This window comes from Anabaena sp. PCC 7938, from assembly GCF_049315035.1.
Lineage (GTDB): Bacteria > Cyanobacteriota > Cyanobacteriia > Cyanobacteriales > Nostocaceae > Anabaena > Anabaena cylindrica.
In genome coordinates this window covers 2,788,616-2,812,918 of record NZ_CP186034.1, presented here as the reverse complement: position 1 = coordinate 2,812,918, position 24,303 = coordinate 2,788,616, and the positions used below count along the sequence as shown (strand labels likewise).

At 39.5% G+C, this 24,303-nt stretch carries 20 protein-coding genes; 6 read left to right on the top strand and 14 right to left on the bottom strand.

Annotation, left to right across the window (positions count from 1 at the left end):
* Nucleotides 1-38 precede the first annotated feature (38 nt).
* On the top strand, nucleotides 39-833 hold the full coding sequence (locus ACOWPH_RS12830) for a DUF2993 domain-containing protein (RefSeq protein ID WP_015215770.1): 795 nt from the start codon (nucleotides 39-41) through the stop codon (nucleotides 831-833).
* 103 nt (nucleotides 834-936) lie between these two features.
* Here the strand turns inward: ACOWPH_RS12830 and ACOWPH_RS12825 are convergent, their stop codons facing one another.
* From ACOWPH_RS12825 to ACOWPH_RS12790, 8 genes are all read right to left on the bottom strand, one after another.
* Nucleotides 937-2,328, bottom strand: a complete 1,392-nt coding sequence (locus tag ACOWPH_RS12825; RefSeq protein ID WP_015215769.1) for a UDP-glucose dehydrogenase family protein — start codon at nucleotides 2,326-2,328, stop codon at nucleotides 937-939.
* Between the two features lie 97 nt (nucleotides 2,329-2,425).
* On the bottom strand, nucleotides 2,426-3,361 hold the full coding sequence (locus ACOWPH_RS12820; RefSeq protein ID WP_015215768.1) for a UDP-glucuronic acid decarboxylase family protein: 936 nt from the start codon (nucleotides 3,359-3,361) through the stop codon (nucleotides 2,426-2,428).
* Between the two features lie 381 nt (nucleotides 3,362-3,742).
* Complete coding sequence (locus tag ACOWPH_RS12815; RefSeq protein WP_015215767.1) at nucleotides 3,743-6,034, bottom strand: cation:proton antiporter; 2,292 nt, start codon at nucleotides 6,032-6,034, stop codon at nucleotides 3,743-3,745.
* A 338-nt stretch (nucleotides 6,035-6,372) separates the two neighbouring features.
* Entirely contained in the window at nucleotides 6,373-7,029 is a 657-nt protein-coding gene (locus ACOWPH_RS12810) for an HAS-barrel domain-containing protein (RefSeq protein WP_015215766.1), read from the bottom strand.
* 69 nt (nucleotides 7,030-7,098) lie between these two features.
* Nucleotides 7,099-7,293 carry an NAD(P)H dehydrogenase subunit NdhS gene (locus ACOWPH_RS12805; protein WP_015215765.1) on the bottom strand — a complete coding sequence of 65 codons (195 nt, stop codon included), beginning with the start codon at nucleotides 7,291-7,293 and terminating at the stop codon, nucleotides 7,099-7,101.
* Nucleotides 7,294-7,374: 81 nt separating this feature from the next.
* A complete protein-coding gene (gene rodA / locus ACOWPH_RS12800) occupies nucleotides 7,375-8,688 on the bottom strand; it encodes a rod shape-determining protein RodA (RefSeq protein WP_015215764.1) in 1,314 nt (437 codons plus the stop codon).
* Between the two features lie 78 nt (nucleotides 8,689-8,766).
* Complete coding sequence (locus tag ACOWPH_RS12795) at nucleotides 8,767-9,837, bottom strand: Mrp/NBP35 family ATP-binding protein (protein ID WP_015215763.1); 1,071 nt, start codon at nucleotides 9,835-9,837, stop codon at nucleotides 8,767-8,769.
* Between the two features lie 236 nt (nucleotides 9,838-10,073).
* Nucleotides 10,074-10,586: a hypothetical protein gene (locus ACOWPH_RS12790; RefSeq protein WP_015215762.1), complete on the bottom strand. Its 513-nt coding sequence runs from the start codon at nucleotides 10,584-10,586 to the stop codon at nucleotides 10,074-10,076.
* Between the two features lie 328 nt (nucleotides 10,587-10,914).
* Between ACOWPH_RS12790 and hemF the strand changes: the two genes are divergently transcribed.
* Together hemF and ACOWPH_RS12780 are read left to right on the top strand one after the other, a co-directional pair.
* A complete protein-coding gene (hemF, locus tag ACOWPH_RS12785; RefSeq protein WP_015215761.1) occupies nucleotides 10,915-11,961 on the top strand; it encodes an oxygen-dependent coproporphyrinogen oxidase in 1,047 nt (348 codons plus the stop codon).
* A gap of 286 nt (nucleotides 11,962-12,247) precedes the next feature.
* Nucleotides 12,248-12,694, top strand: coding sequence for an STAS domain-containing protein (locus ACOWPH_RS12780; RefSeq protein WP_015215760.1), 447 nt, complete (start codon nucleotides 12,248-12,250; stop codon nucleotides 12,692-12,694).
* Nucleotides 12,695-12,745: 51 nt separating this feature from the next.
* Here the strand turns inward: ACOWPH_RS12780 and ACOWPH_RS12775 are convergent, their stop codons facing one another.
* Nucleotides 12,746-13,342, bottom strand: a complete 597-nt coding sequence (locus ACOWPH_RS12775; protein ID WP_015215759.1) for a chromophore lyase CpcT/CpeT — start codon at nucleotides 13,340-13,342, stop codon at nucleotides 12,746-12,748.
* A gap of 216 nt (nucleotides 13,343-13,558) precedes the next feature.
* Between ACOWPH_RS12775 and psb29 the strand changes: the two genes are divergently transcribed.
* A complete protein-coding gene (psb29, locus tag ACOWPH_RS12770; RefSeq protein WP_015215758.1) occupies nucleotides 13,559-14,266 on the top strand; it encodes a photosystem II biogenesis protein Psp29 in 708 nt (235 codons plus the stop codon).
* 259 nt (nucleotides 14,267-14,525) lie between these two features.
* Here the strand turns inward: psb29 and ACOWPH_RS12765 are convergent, their stop codons facing one another.
* The 3 genes from ACOWPH_RS12765 to ACOWPH_RS12755 form a co-directional block, all read right to left on the bottom strand.
* Nucleotides 14,526-14,888 (bottom strand): phage holin family protein, encoded by a 363-nt coding sequence (locus ACOWPH_RS12765; RefSeq protein WP_015215757.1) that lies wholly within the window; start codon nucleotides 14,886-14,888, stop codon nucleotides 14,526-14,528.
* A 249-nt stretch (nucleotides 14,889-15,137) separates the two neighbouring features.
* Nucleotides 15,138-15,794, bottom strand: coding sequence for an ExbD/TolR family protein (locus ACOWPH_RS12760; protein ID WP_015215756.1), 657 nt, complete (start codon nucleotides 15,792-15,794; stop codon nucleotides 15,138-15,140).
* Nucleotides 15,784-16,569, bottom strand: coding sequence for a MotA/TolQ/ExbB proton channel family protein (locus ACOWPH_RS12755; protein ID WP_015215755.1), 786 nt, complete (start codon nucleotides 16,567-16,569; stop codon nucleotides 15,784-15,786). Before ACOWPH_RS12755 ends, ACOWPH_RS12760 begins: the two co-directional genes overlap by 11 nt.
* A gap of 219 nt (nucleotides 16,570-16,788) precedes the next feature.
* Between ACOWPH_RS12755 and ACOWPH_RS12750 the strand changes: the two genes are divergently transcribed.
* Nucleotides 16,789-17,091, top strand: coding sequence for a YkvA family protein (locus ACOWPH_RS12750; protein ID WP_015215754.1), 303 nt, complete (start codon nucleotides 16,789-16,791; stop codon nucleotides 17,089-17,091).
* A 488-nt stretch (nucleotides 17,092-17,579) separates the two neighbouring features.
* Here ACOWPH_RS12750 and ACOWPH_RS12745 read toward each other — a convergent pair whose 3' ends face one another.
* Complete coding sequence (locus ACOWPH_RS12745; protein ID WP_096713130.1) at nucleotides 17,580-19,247, bottom strand: IS1634 family transposase; 1,668 nt, start codon at nucleotides 19,245-19,247, stop codon at nucleotides 17,580-17,582.
* 189 nt (nucleotides 19,248-19,436) lie between these two features.
* On the opposite strand from ACOWPH_RS12745, the gene ACOWPH_RS12740 reads away from it, so the two are divergent.
* Nucleotides 19,437-20,693, top strand: coding sequence for an RNA-guided endonuclease InsQ/TnpB family protein (locus ACOWPH_RS12740; RefSeq protein WP_015215753.1), 1,257 nt, complete (start codon nucleotides 19,437-19,439; stop codon nucleotides 20,691-20,693).
* A gap of 1 nt (nucleotide 20,694) precedes the next feature.
* Here the strand turns inward: ACOWPH_RS12740 and ACOWPH_RS12735 are convergent, their stop codons facing one another.
* The gene (locus ACOWPH_RS12735; protein WP_015215752.1) at nucleotides 20,695-23,901 is read right to left on the bottom strand and encodes a glycoside hydrolase family 15 protein; all 3,207 of its coding nucleotides are present in this window, start codon (nucleotides 23,899-23,901) and stop codon (nucleotides 20,695-20,697) included.
* Between the last annotated feature and the right edge of the window lie 402 nt (nucleotides 23,902-24,303).

The following is a 24,303-nucleotide window of genomic DNA, read 5'->3' as shown; positions in this document are numbered from 1 at the left end:
TACAAAAATACAAAGAACTTCTAGAGACCCAAAATCTGATGTTAGGCGGACTTACTGGTTTAACAGATCCTAAAGGCACGGATTGGGGAGAGCGAATGCTCAACACAGTCGCCAGCCAAACGATTCGCCACCTGTTTAGCATGAGCGAGTCAGTAGAAGTCTTTGTGCGCTGCTATCCCTCCAGCAAACTGTTGCAAGGCAGCATTGATAGCTTTAAAATGAGCGGACGTGGGTTAGTAATTCGTAGAGACTTCGCTGTTGAAGAAATGTCTTTTGAAACCGATGCAGTCGCTATTGACTTCAGTTCGGTACTAAGTGGCAAACTTAGCCTCAAGCAACCCACCCAAGCGGTAGCACAGGTGATTTTATCAGAAGCAGGTATCAATGATGCTTTCAAGGCAGAACTGGTTAAAAAGCGCTTACTGAACCTTTCGGAACCAACGTTGACTGCAATATCTGGAGGAGAACCAGTTTCCTTTACCGAAGTCCAGATACAGCTATTGCCAGAAAATCGTTTGCACCTTGTAGCTCAAGCTGATTTAAACAACGGCCAACTCATACCTCTAAGTATGACCCTGGCTATAAGTATTGAAAGAAGAAGGCGGGTTTCTTTCAAAGACCCAAAAATTGAACTTGAGCAAGTTCCAGAAGCACAACAAGAAATTTCCCAGACTTTAGGCCTCGCCCTTGTAGAAATTTTGGATAACATGGTTGATTTAGACCGCTTTGACCTCGACGGAGTGAAAATGCGACTCAACCGTTTAGAAACTGAAGGACAAAGATTGATTTTTAGTGGTTATGCGGAAATAGAACGTATTCCCAGCAGTGCATAAAAAATTAAAGATTAGGTTATTAAAATGAGAAATTAAACGCCGGCTAGAGTCTTCTAGACGGCGCTTTGATATGAAATTGCAAATTTAACTTAACTCTAAATTTTTAACGGCCTACACCTACATATTGGAAACCAGCCCTTACCATCGCTTCGGGGTCTAGGAAGTTACGACCATCAATCATCACGGCGTGGTTCATCAATTTGGCCATTTTTGCATAGTCCAAAGTGTTGAACTGTTGCCATTCTGTGACGAGTACCAAAGCATCACAACCATCAGCTAGTCTTTCAGCATCGGTTTCTACCAATACCCCAGAAAGACCATGACGCATTCCTGTTTGAGAAATAATGGGGTCATAAGCTTTGACTTTAGCTCCCAGTCGGTTGAGTTGCTCAATCAGGTTGAGTGCTGGAGCATCGCGCAAATCGTCAGTATCTGGTTTGAAGGTCAAACCAAGAAGTCCGACAGTTTTACCTTTGAGGATTTTGAGAGCTTTTTGAAGCTTTTCCAAAGCAATCAAACGTTGGCGTTCATTCACACTCACAGCAGCTTTCATGAGTTGTGCTTCATAGCCATAATCATCAGCTGTGTGAATGAGTGCAGAGACATCTTTGGGGAAGCAAGAACCACCCCAACCAATACCAGCTTGTAAGAACTTGTTGCCAATGCGGGAATCTAAACCGATACCTTTTGCTACTTGGGTAACATCAGCACCGACGCGATCGCATATGTTAGCAACTTCGTTGATAAAACTAATCTTAGTAGCCAAAAAAGCATTTGCAGCATACTTAATCATTTCTGCTGAACTCAAGTCTGTTACCAACACTGGAACAGCAGATAAAGACTGATCAGCAGCAAATTTACGTTCTACAATCGGGGCATAAAGTTCTTTCATCATCCCCACTGCTTCTTGGCTATTGCTTCCTAAGACAATCCGGTCAGGGTTAAAGGTATCGTAAACTGCTGAACCTTCCCGCAGAAACTCTGGATTACTAACAACATCAAACTGAGCTGAAATCTCAGGTAATTTTTCCTCAACGGCTTTTCCACCTGCGGGTGTCAATATTTTTTGGCGTTCAGCAATGCCATCTAAAACAATCATTCTTACCCAATCACCAGAGCCGATAGGCACAGTAGACTTATTAACAATTACCTTATAACCACCGTTGAGATTAGCTCCAATACCACGCGCTACAGCTTCTACATAACGGGTATCACTTTCACCAGTAGGTAAAGGAGGTGTTCCCACAGCAATAAACAGAATTTCTCCGTGAGCAACTCCCGCTGCCAAATCGGAAGAAAATTGAATATTACCCCTATTAATAGCAGACTGCATAATTTCCGAGAGTCCCGGCTCGAAAATAGGCGACTGTCCAGACTTCATTAATTTTACTTTTTCTTCGTTGTTATCTATGCAAACAACATCATGGCCAATATGAGCTAAACAAGCTCCTGTAACTAATCCAACATAACCAGTACCGATTACACAAACACGCATTTTTTAGCTCCTTGCTTTTTGTTATTAGTAATTTAGTCATTAGTAATTTAGTCATTAGTCATTGGTTTACAAATGGCTAATGACAATTAACAACTAACTAATTGTTGCTTTCGATACGTTCGCGAAAATCTTCTACAGCCAGTTTTAAGCCATCTTGCAGAGGAATAGTAGGTTCCCAATTTAACCAGGTTTTGGCTCTGGTAATATCGGGACGACGACGACGGGGATCATCTGAAGGTAGGGGTTCAAACTTAATTTGTGCATCTGGGTTAACCAAGTTCTGCACAGCTTGTGCCAATTCTAAAATTGTGTATTCATCGGGATTACCCAAATTGACTGGCCCAATGTAGTCCCCATTCATCAACTTAATTAGTCCTTCAACTAAGTCTGAGACATAGCAGAAGCTGCGAGTTTGTGTACCTTCTCCATATACGGTCAAGGGATTACCCCGCAAGGCTTGAACTATAAAGTTGCTCACTACCCGACCATCGTTTTCTAACATTCGTGGGCCATAGGTGTTAAATATTCTGGCTACTCGAATATCAACTTTATTTTCTCGGTAGTAGTCAAATGCCAAAGTTTCAGCCATTCTTTTGCCTTCGTCGTAGCAGGAACGGATGCCAATGGGGTTGACGCTGCCTCGATAATCCTCGGTTTGGGGATGAACTTCTGGATCTCCGTAGACTTCACTGGTGGAAGCTAACAAAAATCTAGCTTTGACACGTTTGGCTAATCCCAACATATTCAGTGTTCCCATCACGTTAGTTTTAACGGTTTTAATGGGGTTGTACTGGTAATGCACTGGCGATGCTGGACAAGCCAAATGATAGATTTGATCCACTTCTAACCGAATTCCCTCAGTGATGTCGTGACGAATCATTTCAAAATGAGGATTGTTTAACCATTTGAGAATGTTGCGTTTATGTCCTGTATAGAAATTATCTAAACATATAACCTCATGACTATCAGCCATTAGTCTGTCGATCAGATGGGAACCAATAAATCCAGCACCGCCTGTTACCAAAATTCTCATAGAAATACTCAGTAAGTGGAAAACTCAGTGTCTTTAGACCTGAAAGATGTGATTTAACGTAGCTCACTAGCTACGACTCGTGCGGTTTTAACCGCCCTGCCTATTATAGTTTCTCCGTTATTTTACATATACTTCCAGCGGCTATGATGCCTATGTATTAGATTATCTACTTTGGTACAAAATTATAGATAACTAATGAAGGTCTCTGAACAACGTGTTTGTTGGTTGAGTAATTTTCCTACAGATATTTTTTAAAATTAATAAATATTTTCTAATAATTGTGCGCTTTTGAGTCATGTTTTATCAAATCTTCAATAATTTGTAAAGTTGTTGACAAATATAAATCCTTGTTACAATAAACACAGATCTAGTGTGGTATTTTTAAACACTGGCTGTTTGAGTTGTTGAAGTATTTGATAAAAATAATTTGTGGTTGTGTTGTGGTTCTCCAAGGATGATGATTGAGCAGGTGAGTTGTTTAGCTAATTGGTTTGTAACATCATCCATCGCTAATCCTCCAGGACTAGTACGATTACGGATATAAGGCAATACGACTAAATCATACAATCTTGCTGCTTGCAAAATTGCTTGGGTAACATTTTCATGGGTAATAATTTGAATTTCTGGTGGATTTGGCACGGCCAATTGAGATACTAATTGGGTGAGGTACGATCGCCTCTGACAGTGTGCTTCGCGCAATCGCCTGGCAGCAATTTGACTGGATCTGGTGTGGCGATCGCTCGGATCAGTTTGTTTTTCCTTGGAAATGCTTTGTTCTGGCTTACTCTGACCGCTGTAATTATGGGACAAACTATATAAACTGTCCCAAACAGGTAAGTTAACACACACATTCAACACAGTAACTTGGCTCTGATTGGCATCTGCTAAGGTTTGAACAAATTTTAAAGCTGTTAGTGTGGGATTAATTAAGTTTTCTATAGGTACGAGAATACGTTGAATTCTTTTTGGTGACTCTACTAAGCGTGCCACTGCTACTGGACAATGGGCAGACCAAAGGACGTTATCAATGACATTACCCAATAAACGCGCTCTTAAGCCAGTACGGTTTCCCCAACCCATGATAATTAAATTCGCCTTTTGTTCACGAGATACCCGACAGATGCCTGGTGCATAAGCGTCATCAATTCTGAGTAACGGTTCTGCTTTTGCTCCTAATAATTGACTTTGTGTTGTGGCTTTTGCTAATAACTTTTCATTGCATTGCCAAGTTGCTTCTAGTTCAGGTGCATCCATTTGAGCAGTAGCATGAGCGATCGCTAATGGTAATATTTTTCCCTGAGACTGACGAGCCAATAATGCTGCCATCTCAATTAAATGTTTTTGCGTTTGGGGATTATGTACTGGCACGACTATGGTGAAATTACTTTGTACTGATTGTTTTTGCAACTCAGACATATGAATTGGTTGTGAGTTTTCCACCCATAAACCAGTTAAATCAGCAGCACCCCCAGCGACTAGACTCGTCAGCCAAGGCCCCAAAATTGCTGTCATCACGACCAAAACAATCACACTATTTAATACTTCTGGTGGTAGTAACCCAGGTTTATATCCCCCTAAAGCTACAGCTAACGTTGTACCCACAAGGGGAATTGATAGCGACCAAATTGTCAGGGTTTCCTGCCAGTTATAGCGGTAAATCACCTTTGCCAACAAAGCTGCCATAAATTTGCTGACAATCAAACCGCCGAACATTAAAAATAATAATTTAATTGTGCTGTATCCATTTAAAAAGGCAGATAAATCAATCCTTAAGCCCAGAATCACGAAGAAAAGGGGAATGAAGATCACACTGCCAATAAACGTCAATTTTTCTTTAACTGGTCCTTCACCTACAGCTTCATTTACCGCCAAACCTGCCAAGAAAAAGCCAATAATTTTTTCTAACCCCATTAATTGAGCGATCGCCACAGCTAGAAATACAGACATTAACACACATAAAAACTTGTTACCCTCATCATCTCCAGAACGCCGGAAAAATTCTCTGCTTGCCCAATCAAAACCTACTAGCACCACATTTGAATAAATGATCACCAAACCTAATACAGTGATTAATTGCGCCGATACGAATGCTCCACCATGAAAACTGGCTGTACAAACAGCTAATGTCAGCAGCGTGCCGATATCAGTAAAAATTGTCGCCCCCATTGTCATGGTAATAGCCTTGTTATTCACCACTCCCAATCGGCTGATAATTGGATATGCCAAAAGGCAGTGAGAAGCCAGTAAGCAACCCATTAAAATGGGAATATACCCACCAAATCCCCAAAATTCTCCTATTAATGTTCCGAGCATCAGGGGTAAACTGAAACTCAAAATACCAAATACTAAGGAACGACTTTGCTGTTGACGAAAAAATTGGATATTAAATTCAAATCCGCCTATAAACATTAAATAAAATAACCCAATATCTGATAGCAAACTGATAATTGGTGATTCAGACTTAAATAAACTCCAACCAGAATGACCCAGTACTACTCCACAACAAATCAAACCTACCAAACTTGGTAATCGTAGCCGCTCAAACAGTATAGGTACAACGAGAATAACTATTAATAAAATAGAAAAAGGGACAATTAGTCCCTGATCAAAAACTTGGAAGGATGCTTCCAAAATCAGAAATTGTGATACTAGTGGCATAAGTAAAACAGTCATTAGTTATCAAATTCATCGCTGTACAATCTGCTTGTCAAATAAATTAATTATCTATAGGACTTACGCAAGATTGAACTCAAAAGCTGATTCTTGTGTAAGGGTAATTCATGAATTACCCCTACTTCCATCCTGTTTTGCGTAAGTCCTGATCTAGTTAGGAAAAGCGAATCTTAACAGTGAAAGAATACAGCAATTTCAATCATGTGTAAAAAGGGCTAAATTAAGTAAATTAAATCTTTATGCGTAGTTATTAATTGCTAAATTATTGCTCTACCGTTTTAATTGGCTTGAAAATCACCACAGGTCAAAACTGATAATAGTTTACTGTTTACTGATAGCTAGGGGTGGATTTGACTTAAAATAAAGCGCAAGCGATCATAATCGTCTTTTAGTAATATGCTCAGGTGTCGTCCCGCTTTAATCAACCATTCTCGGTCAGCTTTGCGTAACTGGTAAACTTCACGAATAGCTGATGCAGCCAAAGATTCTACGGGCGCACCATTAATTAAAAGTATTGTCCGCAAAAAATCTAGTTTTTCGGTGAATTTAACGATCGCTTCTGGTTGACACCGATAAACTGCCTGATGAATTTGGGGCGGACGGGGTGGAAGATATTGATATACCCCTTGGTTATAACTCAGATTTTGTGACTGCTGCTCAAATCCGACAATTGCTGCCCGAAATTCAGTTCTGAGCATAGCAAATATCTGGGGTTGTTCCTCACGCAATGTTTGTAAAGACAACCCCAACGCCCTAGCCCTGTGTACAGAATCAATAGGCATGGTTGTGGCATGATATACCACTGCATAAACTTGATTGCCAGATTCTTCATCCATAGCACAAACCCAACTACCAAAAGGTGGCATAGGTGGAAAACTCAAATCTTCCGGTTCTAAACACTGTGCCAAAAATTCGGTTGTTGTGGTTTCGATCACCTCCCCAATATGGTGAGGATGGCGATCGCCCGTTGCAAACTGTGGTAAGGGTAGACGCATAGGAGTGCTGAGTTCTGAGTTAACAGTGGAGAATTATCATTTGATTAGCAATCACCTATTACCCATCACCTATTTTCCTTTTTTCTTGGCTGTGGTGTCTACAGGTTCTAATTCTGGCAAGCGGAAAGTAATTATTTTATCCCAATTACCACCTTCAAACAATACAGCTACTTTGCCATCACTAACACGTTGGACAAGTCCTTCAAAACGATAATATGTATCGGCGGGATTTTTGACGCGAACAGTTGCTCCAGGCAGAATCATGTTTTTACCCTCGTTTAGTTCCTGTTATTAGCTTAATATTAGTTGATGGTTCAGTGGTCAATCTATTTCCTATTCCCTGATTTAATAATACTTTGGTCGTTGGCGAAAATTGGCTACAGATTCTACTATTCCTAAAGCAATGAAGTTTGTCAGCATAGCAGAACGACCATAACTCATCCAAGGTAGGGGAATTCCTGCCACAGGTGCTAAACCGACAGTCATACCCACATTAACAATTAGTTGAAACACAATCATTGATAAAACGCCTATGGCCAGCAGTGAACCAAAATTATCTTTGGCGCTTTGAGCTACGTGTAGTATGCGGAAGCAAATCAAGCAGAAGACAAAAAGTACTATTAAACAACCGACAAAACCAAACTCTTCACCAACCGCCGAGAAAATAAAGTCAGTATGCTGCTCAGGCACAAAATTTAGTTGCGTCATTGGCCCTTTGAACAAACCCCATCCCCAAACTTCCCCTGCACCGATGGCAATACGCGATTGAATTAGGTGATAACCGGCACCAAGGGGATCATGTTCAGGGTTTATAAATACGCTTAATCTGTCTTTTTGATATTCTTTTAGTACATGATTCCAAGCAAAAAGCCCTAATTCGCCACCTAACATATTGAGACTAAAGGATGCGATCGCACCCATATTAAATCGCTTCCAGGGTAGAGTTTGCCAACCTAATATCCCCATAGCACCGGCCCAAAATAAACCTAAGGGACTCAAAGATAGTTCTTTAATCAACACTATGGGTTCTGACAAAGGCCAAGATATGCTGAATAAAATTGCCGACACCACAGGGGAAATCATCAGAATCAACCAACCAGGATTGGCATTTGCCCAATAAAGCATTCCTAAGACTATAGACCCAAATACTAAAGATGTGGCCAAATCTGGTTGTAAAAATATTAATCCCCAAGGAACAGCAGTGATTGCCAAGATACGGAACACACTCTCAAGAGTGGAAGCTGTACGCCTGTGTAATAAAGCTGCTAAGGTGATGATCACGCCTATTTTGGCAAATTCTGAAGGTTGGACATTGAAGCTACCAATGCTAATCCATCGCTGTGCGCCTTTGGCACTAGTTCCAGCAACCATCACAATCACTAGACTGAAATTAGTCAGCGCGTAAGTTATCCAATGCCACTGCATCAGATTTTCGTAGCGGCAACGAGCCAAAAATAAAGCGATAAGTGAGCCAATACCAGCTACTAACCAGTGCCACCACCAGTCAGTTACTGGCTGCTTGAGTTCTGTACTGAGGATCATCAGACCGCCAAACATACTGGCAGCAACAGGTAAAAAAAATAATAGCCAATCTACTTGTTGCCAGGGCTTAATCCAATATTGCCAGCGAATTTTGGGAAGCGAAGGTTTTAATAACATTGTGCGAGGAGCAGCTTGAGAGTTAAACGAGGATTGGGGATTGGGTAATAGTTTTTACCGATTACTAATTACCAATCCTTATGTCAGTGCAGCGACTGAGACTTTACCAGCGATCGCTAGAGCGATCGCTTTGAGAGCTTTAGCAGCAGCCGAATCTGGATCAGCAACAACTATTGGTACACCATTATCTCCACCAACTCTGGTGGAAATTTCTAGAGGTACACATCCCAACAGTGGTACTCCTAACTCTGACGCAGTTTTTGAACCTCCACCGGAACCAAAAATGTCATATTTCTTATCCGGTTGATCCGGGGGAATAAAATAGCTCATATTTTCCACAATTCCCAATACTGGAATACCCAACTGTTGAAACATCCGCAAACCCTTGCGCGAATCTAACAGTGCTACAGTTTGCGGTGTAGTGACAATCACTGCGCCTGACATTGGTACCGATTGGGTGAGAGTTAACTGGGCATCTCCAGTTCCTGGAGGCATATCCACAATTAAATAATCCAGTTCTCCCCATTGCACCTGATAGAGAAACTGACGAATTATGCCATTCAACATGGGGCCACGCCAAATCACTGGCTGATCTCGGTCAATCAAAAAGCCCATTGAAACTAACTTAACGCCATGATTAAACAAGGGTTCTAGAACTTCCCCTGTTTCTGTAGAGCGCACAGCAATTTGAGCATCAGCCAAACCCAACATTGTGGGATCATTAGGCCCATAAATATCAGCATCCAGTAAGCCAACTTTTGCCCCTGTTTGTGCCAACGCCACTGCGACATTTACAGCCACTGTGCTTTTACCAACACCACCTTTGCCGCTAGAAACAGCAATAATATTTTTCACCCCTGGAACCCCAGTGCGGTCAGGTAAGCTTTTTTGTTGGGGTGTTTCTGCTGTCACTTCTACACTGATATCTGTAACGCCTGGTAGTTGTTTAACAGCCTTTTTACAATCTTCGACAATAAATTCTCTCAAAGGACAAGCGGGAGTAGTCAACACCAAAGTAAAGCTAACCTTACCACTGTCAATTTTCACATTGCGAATCATATTCAGTTCTACCAGACTTTTGCGAAGCTCTGGATCTTCGACCGGTCGCAATATATCTAGGACTGACTGGGAATCTAGGACATCATACATAGCGTTTTTACCGTTGCCGCTTTATATAAAGCTTAAAAAATTTTTATTGACTTCTACTTGAATCTTAACTTTCTTAGGACATCAGTGATGAGAAAGATATTGCCTGTTGAACAAAACAGTCCTGAGTAACGAGTGTTGAGTAAAATTTAGCCATAAATTAATAAACTTAGAGGCTTGAAACCATGAGTGGTGGGGAAGTTACAAATCCTTCTGTTCCCTTACCCCTACCTCTTCGGTCAAAGCCAATCCCACCCTTCGAGTTTACGTTGTAAAGGTGGAGTTTGTACTGCTTCTACAGCTTCTATCAGAGAACGCGCTACCCTGTCTACGTAAGGACGAGATAAAGACCAAATGAGTGGAGATAACCAGCCTCGTAAAATTACAGAATAAGATAAATAAGATCCACAAACGGTCGATTCTACTTGATATGTCACCCTTTCTTCAATTCCAGGAAATGCTAAAACGCGGATACTGAGCATTTGCTTAGGATTAACTTTTTCTACAAAAATCATTATGGGAATTGGCCAAAACCTTGTCATTGCTTGAAAAATCAAGCCTGGTTTGGGGACTAATCCATAGGGAACATTTGTACTTTTGAGTAATGGATGCCAAGAGACATCTGTTAAGTCAACCACCTTTTGCCACAGTTCATCTACAGAAGCGTAACTAAGCTCCCGATATGTCCGTACCAGAGAAGCACAAACCCGACGACGTTTGCGGTGGATGAATTGGGATAACCAACCTTGCACTGTCCTAATCCTCCTAGCTATACTCTGGCATCTGGGAAAATTGTAGTCAAACTCTCTATTTACCACAGATACCATACAGCAAAGTAGTTGCTTTGTAGACTAAATTGTTGATCATCTGCTGTCTGTACCAGAATTTTTCCAGTTAAAATTGCAAATAAACTTTAATGAATATACAAGCCTAGACTCATTTGAGGGACAATAACTTTAGTCAATTGCTCTATCATGGCTTGAAAAGTAAAGAAAAGCAGTTTTGGCTGTCATGGCTGGCAAATTTTTAGGTTAAAAATTTGTAGCTTTTTGAAAATTGTAATTTTAGGTTCGGGAATCTATGTTGACCAAATCACAAACCCCAGATGTAGCAGCAGAATCATCCGCGTTTTTACCACCAACTGACGGAAAGGTTAGGGTTCGTCAGTTTATGCAACAGTTACAAGACAAAATCAGTCAAGGGCTGGAAAAACTGGATGGTGTTGGTAAATTTAAAGAAGATGGCTGGGAACGCCCAGAAGGTGGGGGGGGAAGATCAAGGATTTTACGTGATGGTGCAATATTTGAACAAGCGGGTGTGGGTTTTTCTGAAGTTTGGGGGGATAGCCTACCTCCTTCAATTTTAGCCCAACGTCCAGATGCAGAAGGACACAGCTTTTATGTAACTGGCACTTCAATGGTGTTACATCCACGTAATCCCTATGTACCCACAGTCCATCTGAATTATCGCTATTTTGAAGCAGGGCCAGTCTGGTGGTTTGGTGGTGGTGTTGATTTGACACCTTATTACCCTTTTGCCGAGGATGCAGTTCATTTGCATAAAACACTCAAGCAGGCTTGTGATCAACACAATCCAGAGTACTATGCAGTGTTCAAACGCTGGTGTGATGAATATTTTTACCTCAAGCATCGGAATGAGACAAGGGGTGTTGGTGGTCTATTCTTTGATTATCAACATAGTCAGAGTCAGTTATATGGTGGTACTAATCACCATGGCGAAGCAGCAGCATACAGTGATAAATTAGGTACACCAGAGCCACGCAGTTGGGAAGAATTGTTTGCTTTTGTGCAAGACTGTGGTGCAGCCTTTTTGCCAGCTTATGTACCGATTGTGGAACGGCGACATGGGATGGAATATGGCGACCGCCAACGCAATTTTCAACTATATCGTCGGGGTAGGTATGTAGAATTTAATTTGGTATATGATCGGGGGACGATTTTTGGACTACAAACCAACGGCCGCACTGAATCTATTCTTATGTCCCTACCACCGCTAGTACGCTGGGAATACGGCTATCAACCAGAACCCAATTCTCCTGAAGCTGAACTGTACGAAACTTTCCTTCAGCCTCAAGATTGGATAAACTGGAAACTAAATCAACTTTAGCGATCGCTGTGGGCTGAGTAAATTTCCCAATATTAATCCATAGTGAAGTATATTAGGACTTTGGTCTTGCGAGATTTTACATATATGTATATTCTCTTGTCATCTTAGATTTACTCAGCACCCGCTTTCAAGCATTAAATACTGTCTACCCGGTCAAAATATTACTTATGGGTTGAAAAAATAGCAATATAGATAATTTAGACGTGGAGATTTCTTAGTCCTACTTCACCCACTAAAACATGAAGTAAACAAAAGTTAATTAACAGTAATATAACGGATAGGTACAGTGAATATAGATCAAAAAATCTACAAAACCCAAGATGGTAATACTGTGATTGTCTTGAAACCAACAGATCGTCTAGACATCACTAGCGCTTGGCAATTTCGCCTAAAGTTACAGGAGTGTATTTCCAAATTAAGTCGTCATGTAGTTGTGAACCTGGGACAGGTAGATTTTATTGATAGTTCTGGTCTCACCTCTTTAGTTGCTGGAATGCGCGATGCTGATAAGGTTAAAGGCAGTTTCCGCATTTGCAATGTCCATCCAGATGCCAAGCTGGTCTTTGAAGTGACAATGATGGATACGGTTTTTGAAATTTTTGAAACTGAAGAAGAAGCTTTAGAAACCATATTCCCCAATTTAGTCAAAAACGAAAATCTGATTTCAAGCCACGAGCATGAAAGCAATGAAGAACCAAACAATCCTTCCGGGTTAAATTCGCAATCTGCTTAATGATCGATCTTTTTGGGCTGATTTCCAATTAACGAATGCAGAATAGTCGACTCAAACTAGATTATACGCTTCTACCTTGGCATAACAATAAGGCCCAACAACAGCGCCCCATGTGGCTTTTCCAGTTTCTGAATCAATTCCTTTGTCGTAACTGAGAAATGCTGTTTCAGTAGCCTCAAAACCCAAGGAAACTTGTATTTTGTTACCAAGATAAGTAAAACTACAGATATTTTCTGGAGATGGAGAAGTTCTAAACCGATAGAGGTGAGGAGCTAGTGTTTCTTGAGTAATAGAAAGAATACAGCCTGGTAACAACTCTAGCTGATCAGATGTTAACGAATTTAGTAAAGTGGGATTATTTCCCGCCCCTTTGAAAGCGGCGGGATTTTTAGGCATATAGTACTGCACTTGCAGAGACTCAGATCCCTGCTGCAATCGCATGATTCTTTGGCGGTAAGGTTGATCGAGATTAACAATATTTGCTTGTTCGGCAAATAGGGTAATACTGTCTTTGGGGAAAAGATTCACTGGTCGTTGCCATAGACGCAGGTGAACATACCAAACAGACTCCGCCATAGCCTGTTCCTGATTGTTGAATTCCCCAGCCAGGTAATTACCTAAAGCTATTAACGGTGGTGATAAGCTCATAAAGTAGGGCGTGTTATAAAGTTAATTATCAATTAGGGCATGGTGCATGAGGAATTATTCTTTTCTTCTGCATTTCCCTATTCAGATTCTATCTGTTATTTTTACTATGGCTTACGCCACCCTGGGCTATCTGGGTGTTCAGGCTTTTTTTTTATAACTTGGCAAAGTAGCCTTTAAACGACAAAATAAGAATACGTCGCCCTTAACATTTTCTTTGTGAATAACGTCCGTACAGTCTCTGATACAAAGCGAACTTTCTATAATCTTCATACCCGTCCAATCAATACTATTTACCGCCGGGTAGTAGAAGAGTTGATGGTGGAAATGCACCTGCTGTCAGTCAATGTTGATTATAGTTACAATCCAATTTATGCCTTGGGCGTTGTCACAACCTTTGACCGCTTCATGCAAGGCTACCTACCGGAACGAGATCAAGAATCTATTTTCAATGCCTTATGTCAGGCTGTAGAGCAGGATCAGCAACGCTATCGACAAGATGCGACTAGATTGCAAGCTATAGCTCAAAGTTTGCCAGTGCAGGATTTAATTGCTTGGGTTAGCCAAACTACTCACCTAGATAAAGATGCTGATTTGCAAGCTCAACTGCAAGCGATCGCACATAACCCTAACTTTAAATATAGTCGCTTGTTTGCCATTGGTCTGTTCTCATTATTGGAACTGGCAGATCCAGAACTTGTCAAAGATGAAAAACAACGCAATGAGGCGCTAAAAGCGATCGCGCAAGGTTTGCATTTATCGGAAGATAAACTTAGTAAAGATTTAGACCTATACCGTTCTAATCTAGATAAGATGGCGCAAGCACTGATAGTAATGGCAGATATACTCTCAGCTGATCGGAAAAAACGCGATCAGCGTCAACAACAAGCCAGTACTCCAGTGACTCCTCCTAATACCAATGAATAATTCGTAGTAGTGCCTCTAGTCCCTCTAGGGATAAGTAATTCGTAATTCGTAATTTACTAGTACGTCATCGCATAAAGAGAATACCCATTTTTAGGGCTGCAATTTATGTTCATTAATCGATTCCAAAATGGGTAACTTAACTACACCATTTTGTACTAGATTGTAAATTTGCTAAGTTGCAAACAAGATTACTTTGCATTTACAAGTTTTTAACCTGCAACCTTTAATTACGAATTACGAATTAACAATTACGAATTATTTAAACGCCCAGTAGTTTGTAGAGTAGATTGTTGATAATAGTGAGTGTAAAAGCTCCTAGTACAGCACTCCAAATGCCATAACGTAAGCGAAAACCTTCCACTAACCAGGCAGCAATACTAAAGCAAGCAACGGCAATCATGAAAGTGAAGATACCAGATAATAAGTCAAAGGTGACTAAATTTGGTATCGTAAATACAAAACCTAAAACTGGTCTGACTAATGCTGTGATAATACCCAGAATTGCTGCGGAAAAGACGGCTTTTCCAGGAGTATCAATTTCAACTCCTAAAGGCAATTTACTAATAATCCACAAGCTGATAGAAGTGACTATCCAAACAATTAACAGTGTCACAATATTCATTGCCGCAACCCTTGAAACGTAAGATGGTAATTGGCGATAAATTACTTAGTCTATTGATAGTAAAATCTTTGTAGCTTAACCAATTATTTATAAATTAGCAGAGATTTTTTCTCTGACGGTAATTTATTTTAGATGTCTTTAGGTTTATCCTGTTTTTCCTGATATTAATAAAAACTCAAAATCCCCCAATCCCATATCATTAAAGAGGGTTTGGGGGATTTTAAAGCTAAAACTTTTACAGAATTAGTTTTACCTTTTAGGTGTAGAATTGCTGACTCCCGGTGCTTCAGGCATTTGGGGTACACTATTGTTGGGAACTGTTGGCGAAATACCAGGATTTATTCCTTCTCCATTGCTAGGAAATGGAGGGGCTGAGGGCAAGGAAGGGGTAGAATTACCTTGTGTATCAGTACCTGGAATTGGCACAGTATTAGGTATACTTGGCACAAAAGATGGAATTGGTGAATTCGTGAGTGATTCAGATGGGCCGGGAATAATGCCCAAAGAAACACGATTTCCTCCAACTTGTCTGAGCAAATCTAATGTTTGAATAACATCGTTATAAGTAGCTGTGCGTGATGCATTCAGCACCAAAATACCATTAGGATTTGCTTCGACATATTGCCTTAAACGTGACTCTAATTCATCTTTGCTAACAGGATCTTTTTCGATGTAAGTTTGACCAACAGCATCAATAGTTACAGGTAAGATGTCACTTTTGCTCTGTGAACTAGCAGCAGAAGTTGAACCTGTGCTGGCTTTGGGTAAATCAACATTAATTGCTTGTTGCCTAGTAAATTGCAACGCTGCTAACAGAAAAAAAGTCAGGATACAAAAAACGACATCAATTAACGGGATGATTTGAATTTGGACTTCTTCAATGGGTGTATGTAAGTTAACTTTCATTTTCTAGCTCTTGTGCCGAGTTAGGATTGGGATTCTGAGCCGTATTCTCTGGTGGGGATTCAGGAGTGGTAAACTTATTCTTTCCTCGCTTGCGGGGTGAATTAAAGCTTTCTCTGCCAGTATCCCGTGCTATTCCTGATGTACTTTTGTGAAGATCAGGAGGAGACTGGCGATAAAGTAACTCTAAATCATTCCCGGCTTTGTTAAAAACCTTAACTTGGTTGACAACAAAACTCTGAAACAGGCGATAAAATACCAAAGTTGCGATCGCAACTATTAAGCCAGCGGCGGTACTAATCAGAGATTCCCCAATCCCAGTAGTTACCCCAGCCGTCGATTCAGTACCCAAATCACCAATGCGAATTGAGCGCAAAGACTGAATCAAACCTAAAACCGTACCCAACAATCCTAACAGTGGAGAGAGCGCAATCACAGATTCTAAAAGTTTTTCGCCCCGTCGCATCCCGGCCACCTCTTCAGCCGCCGTTGATTCCAAAGCCAGTCGAAAGGTTTCTGCATCACCTCTTTGTAAACGTAGCGGTGCATAGAGAAAACGTCCAATCGGCTGATCAGTAGCTCTTTCAGCAATTTCCGTAGCTATTTCCCAATTCTCAGTCGCAGCATCAAGGACGCGCTCAACGATTTCCTTTTCCTGCATCAAAATCCGCAACCAGAACCATAGGCGCTCGAAAATGACACTTACAGATAGAACTGACAGCACCAGCAAAGGCCACATTGCTGGGCCGCCCTTATTAAAAAGATCTAAAATATCCACTGTGTAGGTTTCCTCCCTCCATTACTAGAGCAACAATGCCGAAGCATTTTAATTTTAGAGACTAATGCACCATTGCCACACCACTCATCTACTCTATCGTTAGGTAAGTAGTTTAATGACTTCTTAGTAGTACCATCTTCTATACACACTAGGACGGTTATTCCCACCGGGAGTTTAAAGCAGAATTTGCCAAAATAAAAATAACCGGAGGTTAAAAATATGAACTTCTCAATTCAATCGCTTTATAGCTGGTATCGGAACACACTGCGTAATCCTAAATACCGTTGGTGGGTGATTTTCGGCACAATAGCTTATCTGATTAGCCCTATTGATATTGCTCCCGACTTTATACCCGTTATTGGGCAAATTGATGATGTCTTGCTTTTAACATTACTAGTTTCGGAAGTTTCTGGATTAGTAATTGACGGTTGGAAAGCGAAAAAAGGCAATGTAGAAACTGGAGTTAATGAGTCAACGTCTACAGACAACACCGTTGATGTTGATGCTGTTTCTGTGAAGTAAGTTTTTAACGCAGAGTTACTCTGCGTTTAACTATTACGCCGTAAGTCCACCACTGAATTTGGTAATCCAAATCAGTAGCGGGATATAAGGTGGGAAAAGCCGAAATCGTTCTCAATCAATGCGAGGCATAGCCGAGTAAGAGCAAAGAACATTTGAGGTTTTTCCAAAATTATATATTACGCCCTTATCAACCCACATTCCGCAGATGTGACTCAGATTATTGATATTTTTGAAAAATTCCAGCCAGGAAAATTTTATCTACCTAATTTTTTTGGCTGAATTTAACTTTATTTGCCAAAAGATAGAGCTTATTAAGTAAGTTAATTTCACAAGTTTTTAAAATAGATTCTCTCTCTCAATTAAAGTAGTCATTTTCGGTAAAATAAACATGACAATTAAAGCCAAGAATATTTCCGTCTTCGCTAAAAACTTCTATTTACTACTTTTACCCTTGAACTTTCTACATCTTTTAGGTCAAATAAACCACATCAAGTAATTAGATAATATTTACTACAACTCTTTCCTAAATATCTGACAATCTTTTCACGTTCCTCCGTTAAATTGCTCATTTGTTTCTGTCCATTTATGATTACCAAATGTACAGCCTGAAACATCTGAAATACCCACCTCATTGTCGGTTTATTTGTGATTTTCTTAACTTGATTTCTAATCCCATCATCAAATTTAGCTAATTCTTGCCTTAATTTTCTTTGGGCAAGGTTATAGACTAACAAACACAATCCCATTATCATTGCTATTGCTTCTATTCTTTCCGGGGTTTTGACAAATACGCTTGATGTAAAAAACAATGGGTCTTTTAAAAATCTAAATCCTCTTTCGTTAGATTGTTGAGCTTTGTATTCTTCTAATACTTTCTCATCACTCAATTCATTTCTATCTAATACATTCGTTGCTAATATAAATCTCCCTGCGTTAATTTTTTCAGTTTCTATTACTTCTTCTCTTGTTTCTATTTGACCTTTTACTTGATATTTTATTTGACTTGGTTCGGTCAATTTACTTGGTCTACCTGCTGTTTTATATTCTAGTTTCTCTATGTATTCAATTTCTTTTATTTGGTGATATTTCCAGGATTTTGATAGCTTTTCTATTACTATTTTTGCATCTGGCTGACAGGCGAACTCTTGTCTGGATAGTTTGCTGAGTGCGGCTTTTGCTTTTGCTTCCTGTTTTTTGACTTGTTTTTCTACTTGTTGGATACTTGATTTTTTTCTGATTTCACTTTCTACGATTATCCATCTTTGTTTTATGCCTGCATATTCTGATTCTTTGGCTGCTATTTTATAGCCTGATATTTGACTATCTTTCCATTCTGCTTCTTTTATATCTACAATTTTATTTTTTGCTTCTTTGATACTTAGTGGTACTCTTGTTATCCATTTCAGTTCTCTCATTGCTGCTAAGTTTTCTGCTGTATATAAGGCACTGTCTGCTACACTTATGCCCTCAAATGTCCATTGTTTTTTAAATTCTTTTAATCTTTCTACAAATACACTTTTATCATCTACGTTTCCTGAGTCTACTTTTAAATATAATGGGATGTCTCCATCTCCTGTTACTATCATGTCTATGATAAATTGTTTCAAGTCTGGTCTTTTATCTCTTGAATATCCGTGGACTATTTCTATTGCTTTCATCTCCGGTTCTATTTCTAATTTATTCTCTTCTGTTTCTTGCTTTATTTCGTCTATTTCTTTGATTTCTTTTTTGTACTCTCCTTCTACACTCATTGATGTCCCATCTAAATGAATACTATCCATTTCTACTTGGAATTTATGGGCTGCTTTTATGGCTACTGCTGTAAATATCTTGGTTGTTCCTATTTGATGATATTTGTCTAGTTCTCTTCCTAGTTTGTCATCGTTTAGATGCTCTGGTAATACTCCTTCTCCTATTAAATGTTCTGTTGCTTTTCCTACAAAAAATTCCCCAAATAGATATAATGGGGCGCTTAAAAACCCTAATCCATTCAATATCATCGCTTTTACTACTTGTCCTGGTGTTAGGGTTTCTTTTGTTTTTATTCCCACTATTTTATTCACTTCTTCTACCAATTCCATCTCGTCTATTATTCCTGCTACTATTCCTAAATGGTCTATATCTAGGGTTTGTATGGCAACTTGAGACTCTTTCACGGTTTTTCCCTTCTCTATTTGACGCTTTTTATTTTAACAAATAAAAGCCTGAAATCCTTGCTAGACAATCTTTTCAGGCTTTTATTTCTCTAAATTTTTAATTCCTAAATTTGCTTTAACATCTGCGGAATGTGGGTTATCAAAAATAATATATCATGATAAAATAGATGTATCAAGGAGGTGATTTGAGTGATACACAAGGCTGTTCAAGTTCGTATATATCCATCAAAAGAACAGGAAACACAACTAGCGCAATCTTTTGGATGTGCTAGATGGTGGTGGAATTATGCTCTGAATAAGTCAGTTGAGACTTACAAAGAGACGGGCAAAGGACTTAGCCGTGCTGCACTCAACGCATTTCTCCCCGCGCTTAAAAAATCTGATGATACTATTTGGTTGGCTGATTGTTATAGCCAGATTTTACAAGCTACAACACTGAATCTAACCACAGCGTACAAGAACTTTTTTGATAAACGTGCCGGGTTTCCTAAATTCAAATCTAAGCATGGGAAACAGTCTATTCAATATCCTCAAAACGTCAAGATTGTAGATGGTCATGTCAAACTTCCCGGTAATATTGGGATAGTCAAAGCCAAAATACATAGACCGATTGAGGGGAAAATTAAGACTGTAACTATTAGTAAAACTCCATCAGGTAAATATCTTGCATCCATCCTCACTGAAGTAGAAGGTGTTTCGACTCCGCTCAACACAAGCGAAAATACAACTATTTCCGAAGGGAAGATTTACGGTATTGATTTAGGATTAAAACATTTTGCCGTTGTCACTGATGGCGAAAATGTTTCTAAATATGAAAATCCTAAACACCTTGCCAAGCATGAGAAAAACCTTAAACGCAAACAGAAAAAATTAGCCCGTAAACAAAAGGGAAGTAAATCAAGAAATAGATATAGAAAAGTTGTTGCCAAGGTGTACGAACGAGTTAGCAATTCGCGGCAAGATTTTCTACATAAACTTAGTTATAAGTTAGTCAGCGATAGCCAAGCTGTGATAGTAGAAAATCTTAATGTCAAAGGCATGGTACGCAATCATAATTTGGCAAAATCAATATCTGATGCAGGTTGGGGAACATTCACCAATTTTCTAGCCTATAAGCTAGAACGCAAAGGCGGAAAGTTGGTTGAGATTGATAGATGGTTTCCCAGTTCTAGGCTCTGTTCTCATTGTTTCTATCAAGTAAGTGATATGCCATTGTCTGTCCGTGAATGGACTTGTCCTCATTGCGGCACTCATCATGATCGTGATGGCAATGCAGCGATAAATATTAGAGCCGAAGGTATCAGAATAATCAAGGCGGAAGGTTCAGCCGTCTCTGCTGTAGGAGGGGAGATAAAACCAAAACTTGGGCGAAAGTCTAAGTTGAGGCACTCCCCTGTGAGTACAGAAGCCGACACTGTACTTGGTACTCCAAGTCAGTGTGGGTAGTTCACGCATCTTCTCCAAACTCTATCAAGAACCTAAACGCCTTCAAAATATAATTAGCGCAATCTTGAGGAGAAGTGTTGTAAAAATGTGGCCATGCCAAACCTTTATCTTCATCATAATTGTTATTCCGATGCGGATGATTCTCCAACCACGCTAACCGCACTGCATGACCTATCAATACATCTAAAACTATATATTCTTCAATTTGCAAGCTGGGGTTATTAGCGACTATTGCAGCTAACTCCATCAATGCTTCTGTATTAACTTGGCGATATTCTGGAGCTTCAATTTTATTGAGTAAATGCTCAACTAGCAAAGCAAAATTTCTTTCTCCTGCTGTCATTTCTGACAACATCACTTCGCTATCTAAACGATTGCGCCGTTCTAATTTATCGCCAATTACTAGACCTTTGCAATGTTGCATTAATAGCCAAACTTGTTTAAAAAAGTCTTTAGGAACACGGTTGATTGCGCCTTCTGCTTGGCGAAATCTGCGCCAATTTTCTGGAGAAACTGCGATTTCTTCGCTAATTGCGGGTAACACTACCCAAGCAATATCACTTTCTTTTTGCTTGACGTGTAATGATTCTTGTTGACGCAATAAACCACTCACACCAGTATATCCGGTTAGTACTTTATGCAGGCGAATTTTTACTTCAAAAGGTGAGAGCTGCATTAAGTAATCATAAGCTTCATCTTGAGTAACGCGCAATTCTTGAGCTATTTCGCTGGTGATTAAGAGAATTAGATAACCGACTCTGAGGGTGAGTAGTCCTTGAAATAATTCCGGCTCTGATTTAATTAATACACCCAGATAAATCAAAATCTCTTGCGTCAAAACGCGATCGCGGATATCCTCACGACAGAAGTTATTTATTTTTTCTGCAATTTCATGGTGAGACATGGGTACAACCATCAGGGAAGCCTCACTGTAAGCCCTACCCACTGCAATTTGCTTACCTCGTACCACTATACTTGTCACCGCATCAGATAAGCCAATATCCACCATTTGGCGTAAACCCGCAGCCCGTCGCACCACTGCCCACAGACCTAAATCACCGGCTTTAGTGTAAATCTCATCCAACAAATCTCCCACCTTTACAGGTCGTCCAGGGCCACCATATCCCGTATCAAATTCTAAACCCTGTAACCGTTTTAAAGTTTGTAATAACTCAATTTGTTCATAAATATTTTCTGACGAACGCAAATGCACTAACAATGATCTCAAGTTAGTTTCACATTCCATTTGGAATTCTTGGGTATGTCCTAAGCGCCAATTTTTTCCAGGATGATGAGCTAGATAATAGCAGCGGATACTAGCATTTTTAACCACTGATTGAGAAAATTCTTCATCTGGAATAAAATCAATTGTTTGGATACCTGCTGTGAGCATCAATTGATTGATTCGACCTAATTTTACCTGGACACCGTTACAAACACCATCTTTAAGCTCTTGCATTAGTTCTAATAATGCTGCCGAACCAATTTCTAACATGGTGTGAGTTAACATCAAAGTCAGAGTCGGACGACCTAAATCATTCCAATATTTCTGAATATAAGCTAATTCACTTTTAAGTTGATCTACCAAAAAATGGTAATCCAGTGTTAAATAAAATTGCTGAGAATCTAAAAAAGACGGCAAAAATACAACTGTTTCCCCACAAATTCTAAAAATTCTTGATGTCGTTAAACTCCGCAAACGTCTTACCGGACGACCAGTTAAACCAAGTTTATCATTACGACCAATTTGCGTAAAAATATGGGAAAGATCCCCAGCTTTTCTAACTTGAATTGGTTCAACTTGGGTAGGAGTTTGGGTTTCAATACCGTGAACTTCTAGCTTTGCTTGTAATTCTTCATCTTCTGCTAATAAGGCAATTTGAATTAACGCTTCACGTTTTTTATTTATACATAAATGTCTACCTAAAGGATCAAGTTCTCCTACAGCTATTAATCCTTCACTCAACATTTGACCGAGAAAATATAAACTTTGCGCCCACACTAAGGGGACATTTTCATTAGGTAAACGGGGTTGAGTTTGTGGGTTTAATTTTTCTGCTTCGACGTTTTCAGCAGGAACATAATAAAGTTCTGGCAATAGCCACATTTCATCACTGTCTATAAGTAATGATTCTAATAAAGCTTGATATTTTTTAACTTGTTCTTGTTCACCCCGAAATAATCCATCAAGAACCAAATAAGTAAAAAACAAAGGCCATTCACATTCAATATTTTCAAATTGCTTTAATTCCCCAGGTTCGTAATGTAAGCGTTGGGTATCTTCTAAAACAGTTTGATGTCCATCGCGGAGAAAACGTTTACAGCCGTATTTACCTGCCAGTTTGGTAATAATTTTATTAAAAGTTCGTTCATACAATTGCACATCTTCCACAGCAAAAGCAGGATAACTAATAATACTCAACAGTGCTGCATCAACTTCTTTTGAACCTGATTCTCTCGGTAATAAAGATTCCAAGGTAATTCTGGCTCTAGCAATTTCATCTGGTAATACATGAATTACTGAAGTTTGACTTCCATGTATACCAAATAAATTTAGTCCATTAATAGCTTCTAAAGCTGCTTTAGCCATGCCTACAGAACTAGCATTTAATTCCGCACTACCATGATTAATTTTATTTCCTCTTTCCCAAATGCCAAAGTCTGGAGTGCGGTAAGCTCGACCAATATAGTAAACTAAATTTTGGACAAAATTAACTTCATCAAGTGTATAAATAATTGATAATCCCCCAGCGGTCATTTGTGCCAACATCAGTAAAAATATTGATGTAGCATCAAGTTGTAAATGTCCCCATTCATCATCACCAACTACAATGTCACCAGTAGCAGTGTTGTATTTAGCGTGCAGTCCATCTAGTAGAGATTGGGTATGTTTAAATGTTTCTACTTTATGTGCTTGGCGCATCATTGCAAATAGCAAACCACGCATCAACTTGACAACACTGTGCTGGAGTTCGTAGGTGCGTCCATCGTCGTTGTCTAGTTTACGGTATGCCAGTGCTAAACCCCAAACGGCTAAAATGCTGTAGACATTATCTCTTACCCAAGCATCAGTATAATCACCATGAGCAGTAATTGCTGTACTTGCAGGAAGCAAACCTGTGATGGGATTTTGGCGAGCAAGAATAATCGTCTTAATTTGCTGGTAGTATAGATCGAGACGAGTTTGCAATGCTGTGGATGTTTTCATAAGTTACTGGGAAAATGCTTGGTAAATTCAACCTTGTAGGGTCAAGTAAATAATCTCGTACAAAGTAAGAAAATCACTAAAAATATTAGTGAAATTACAGATATGGTGAGTGTTTATTTATATTTTAGCTAGACAGTTTACATTTAGTTTAAGTAATTATATTTAATAGTTTATAGCCTTTAACACTCTAGTTAGATACAAAATTACCCCTTACCAAGGGGAGGGTGCGCGACAGCGCGGGTGGGGTGTATTTCATGAGCTTGAGAATTGCTACATAACCGAATTAAACTAAGTTGTTTGTTGAAATTTTAAGCAAATTAACGAGTGTTTTTTAGGTAGTAAATTTGACTATTTTTAGTATACCAATGACTAATTACTAATTACTAATCATTTATTACTAAT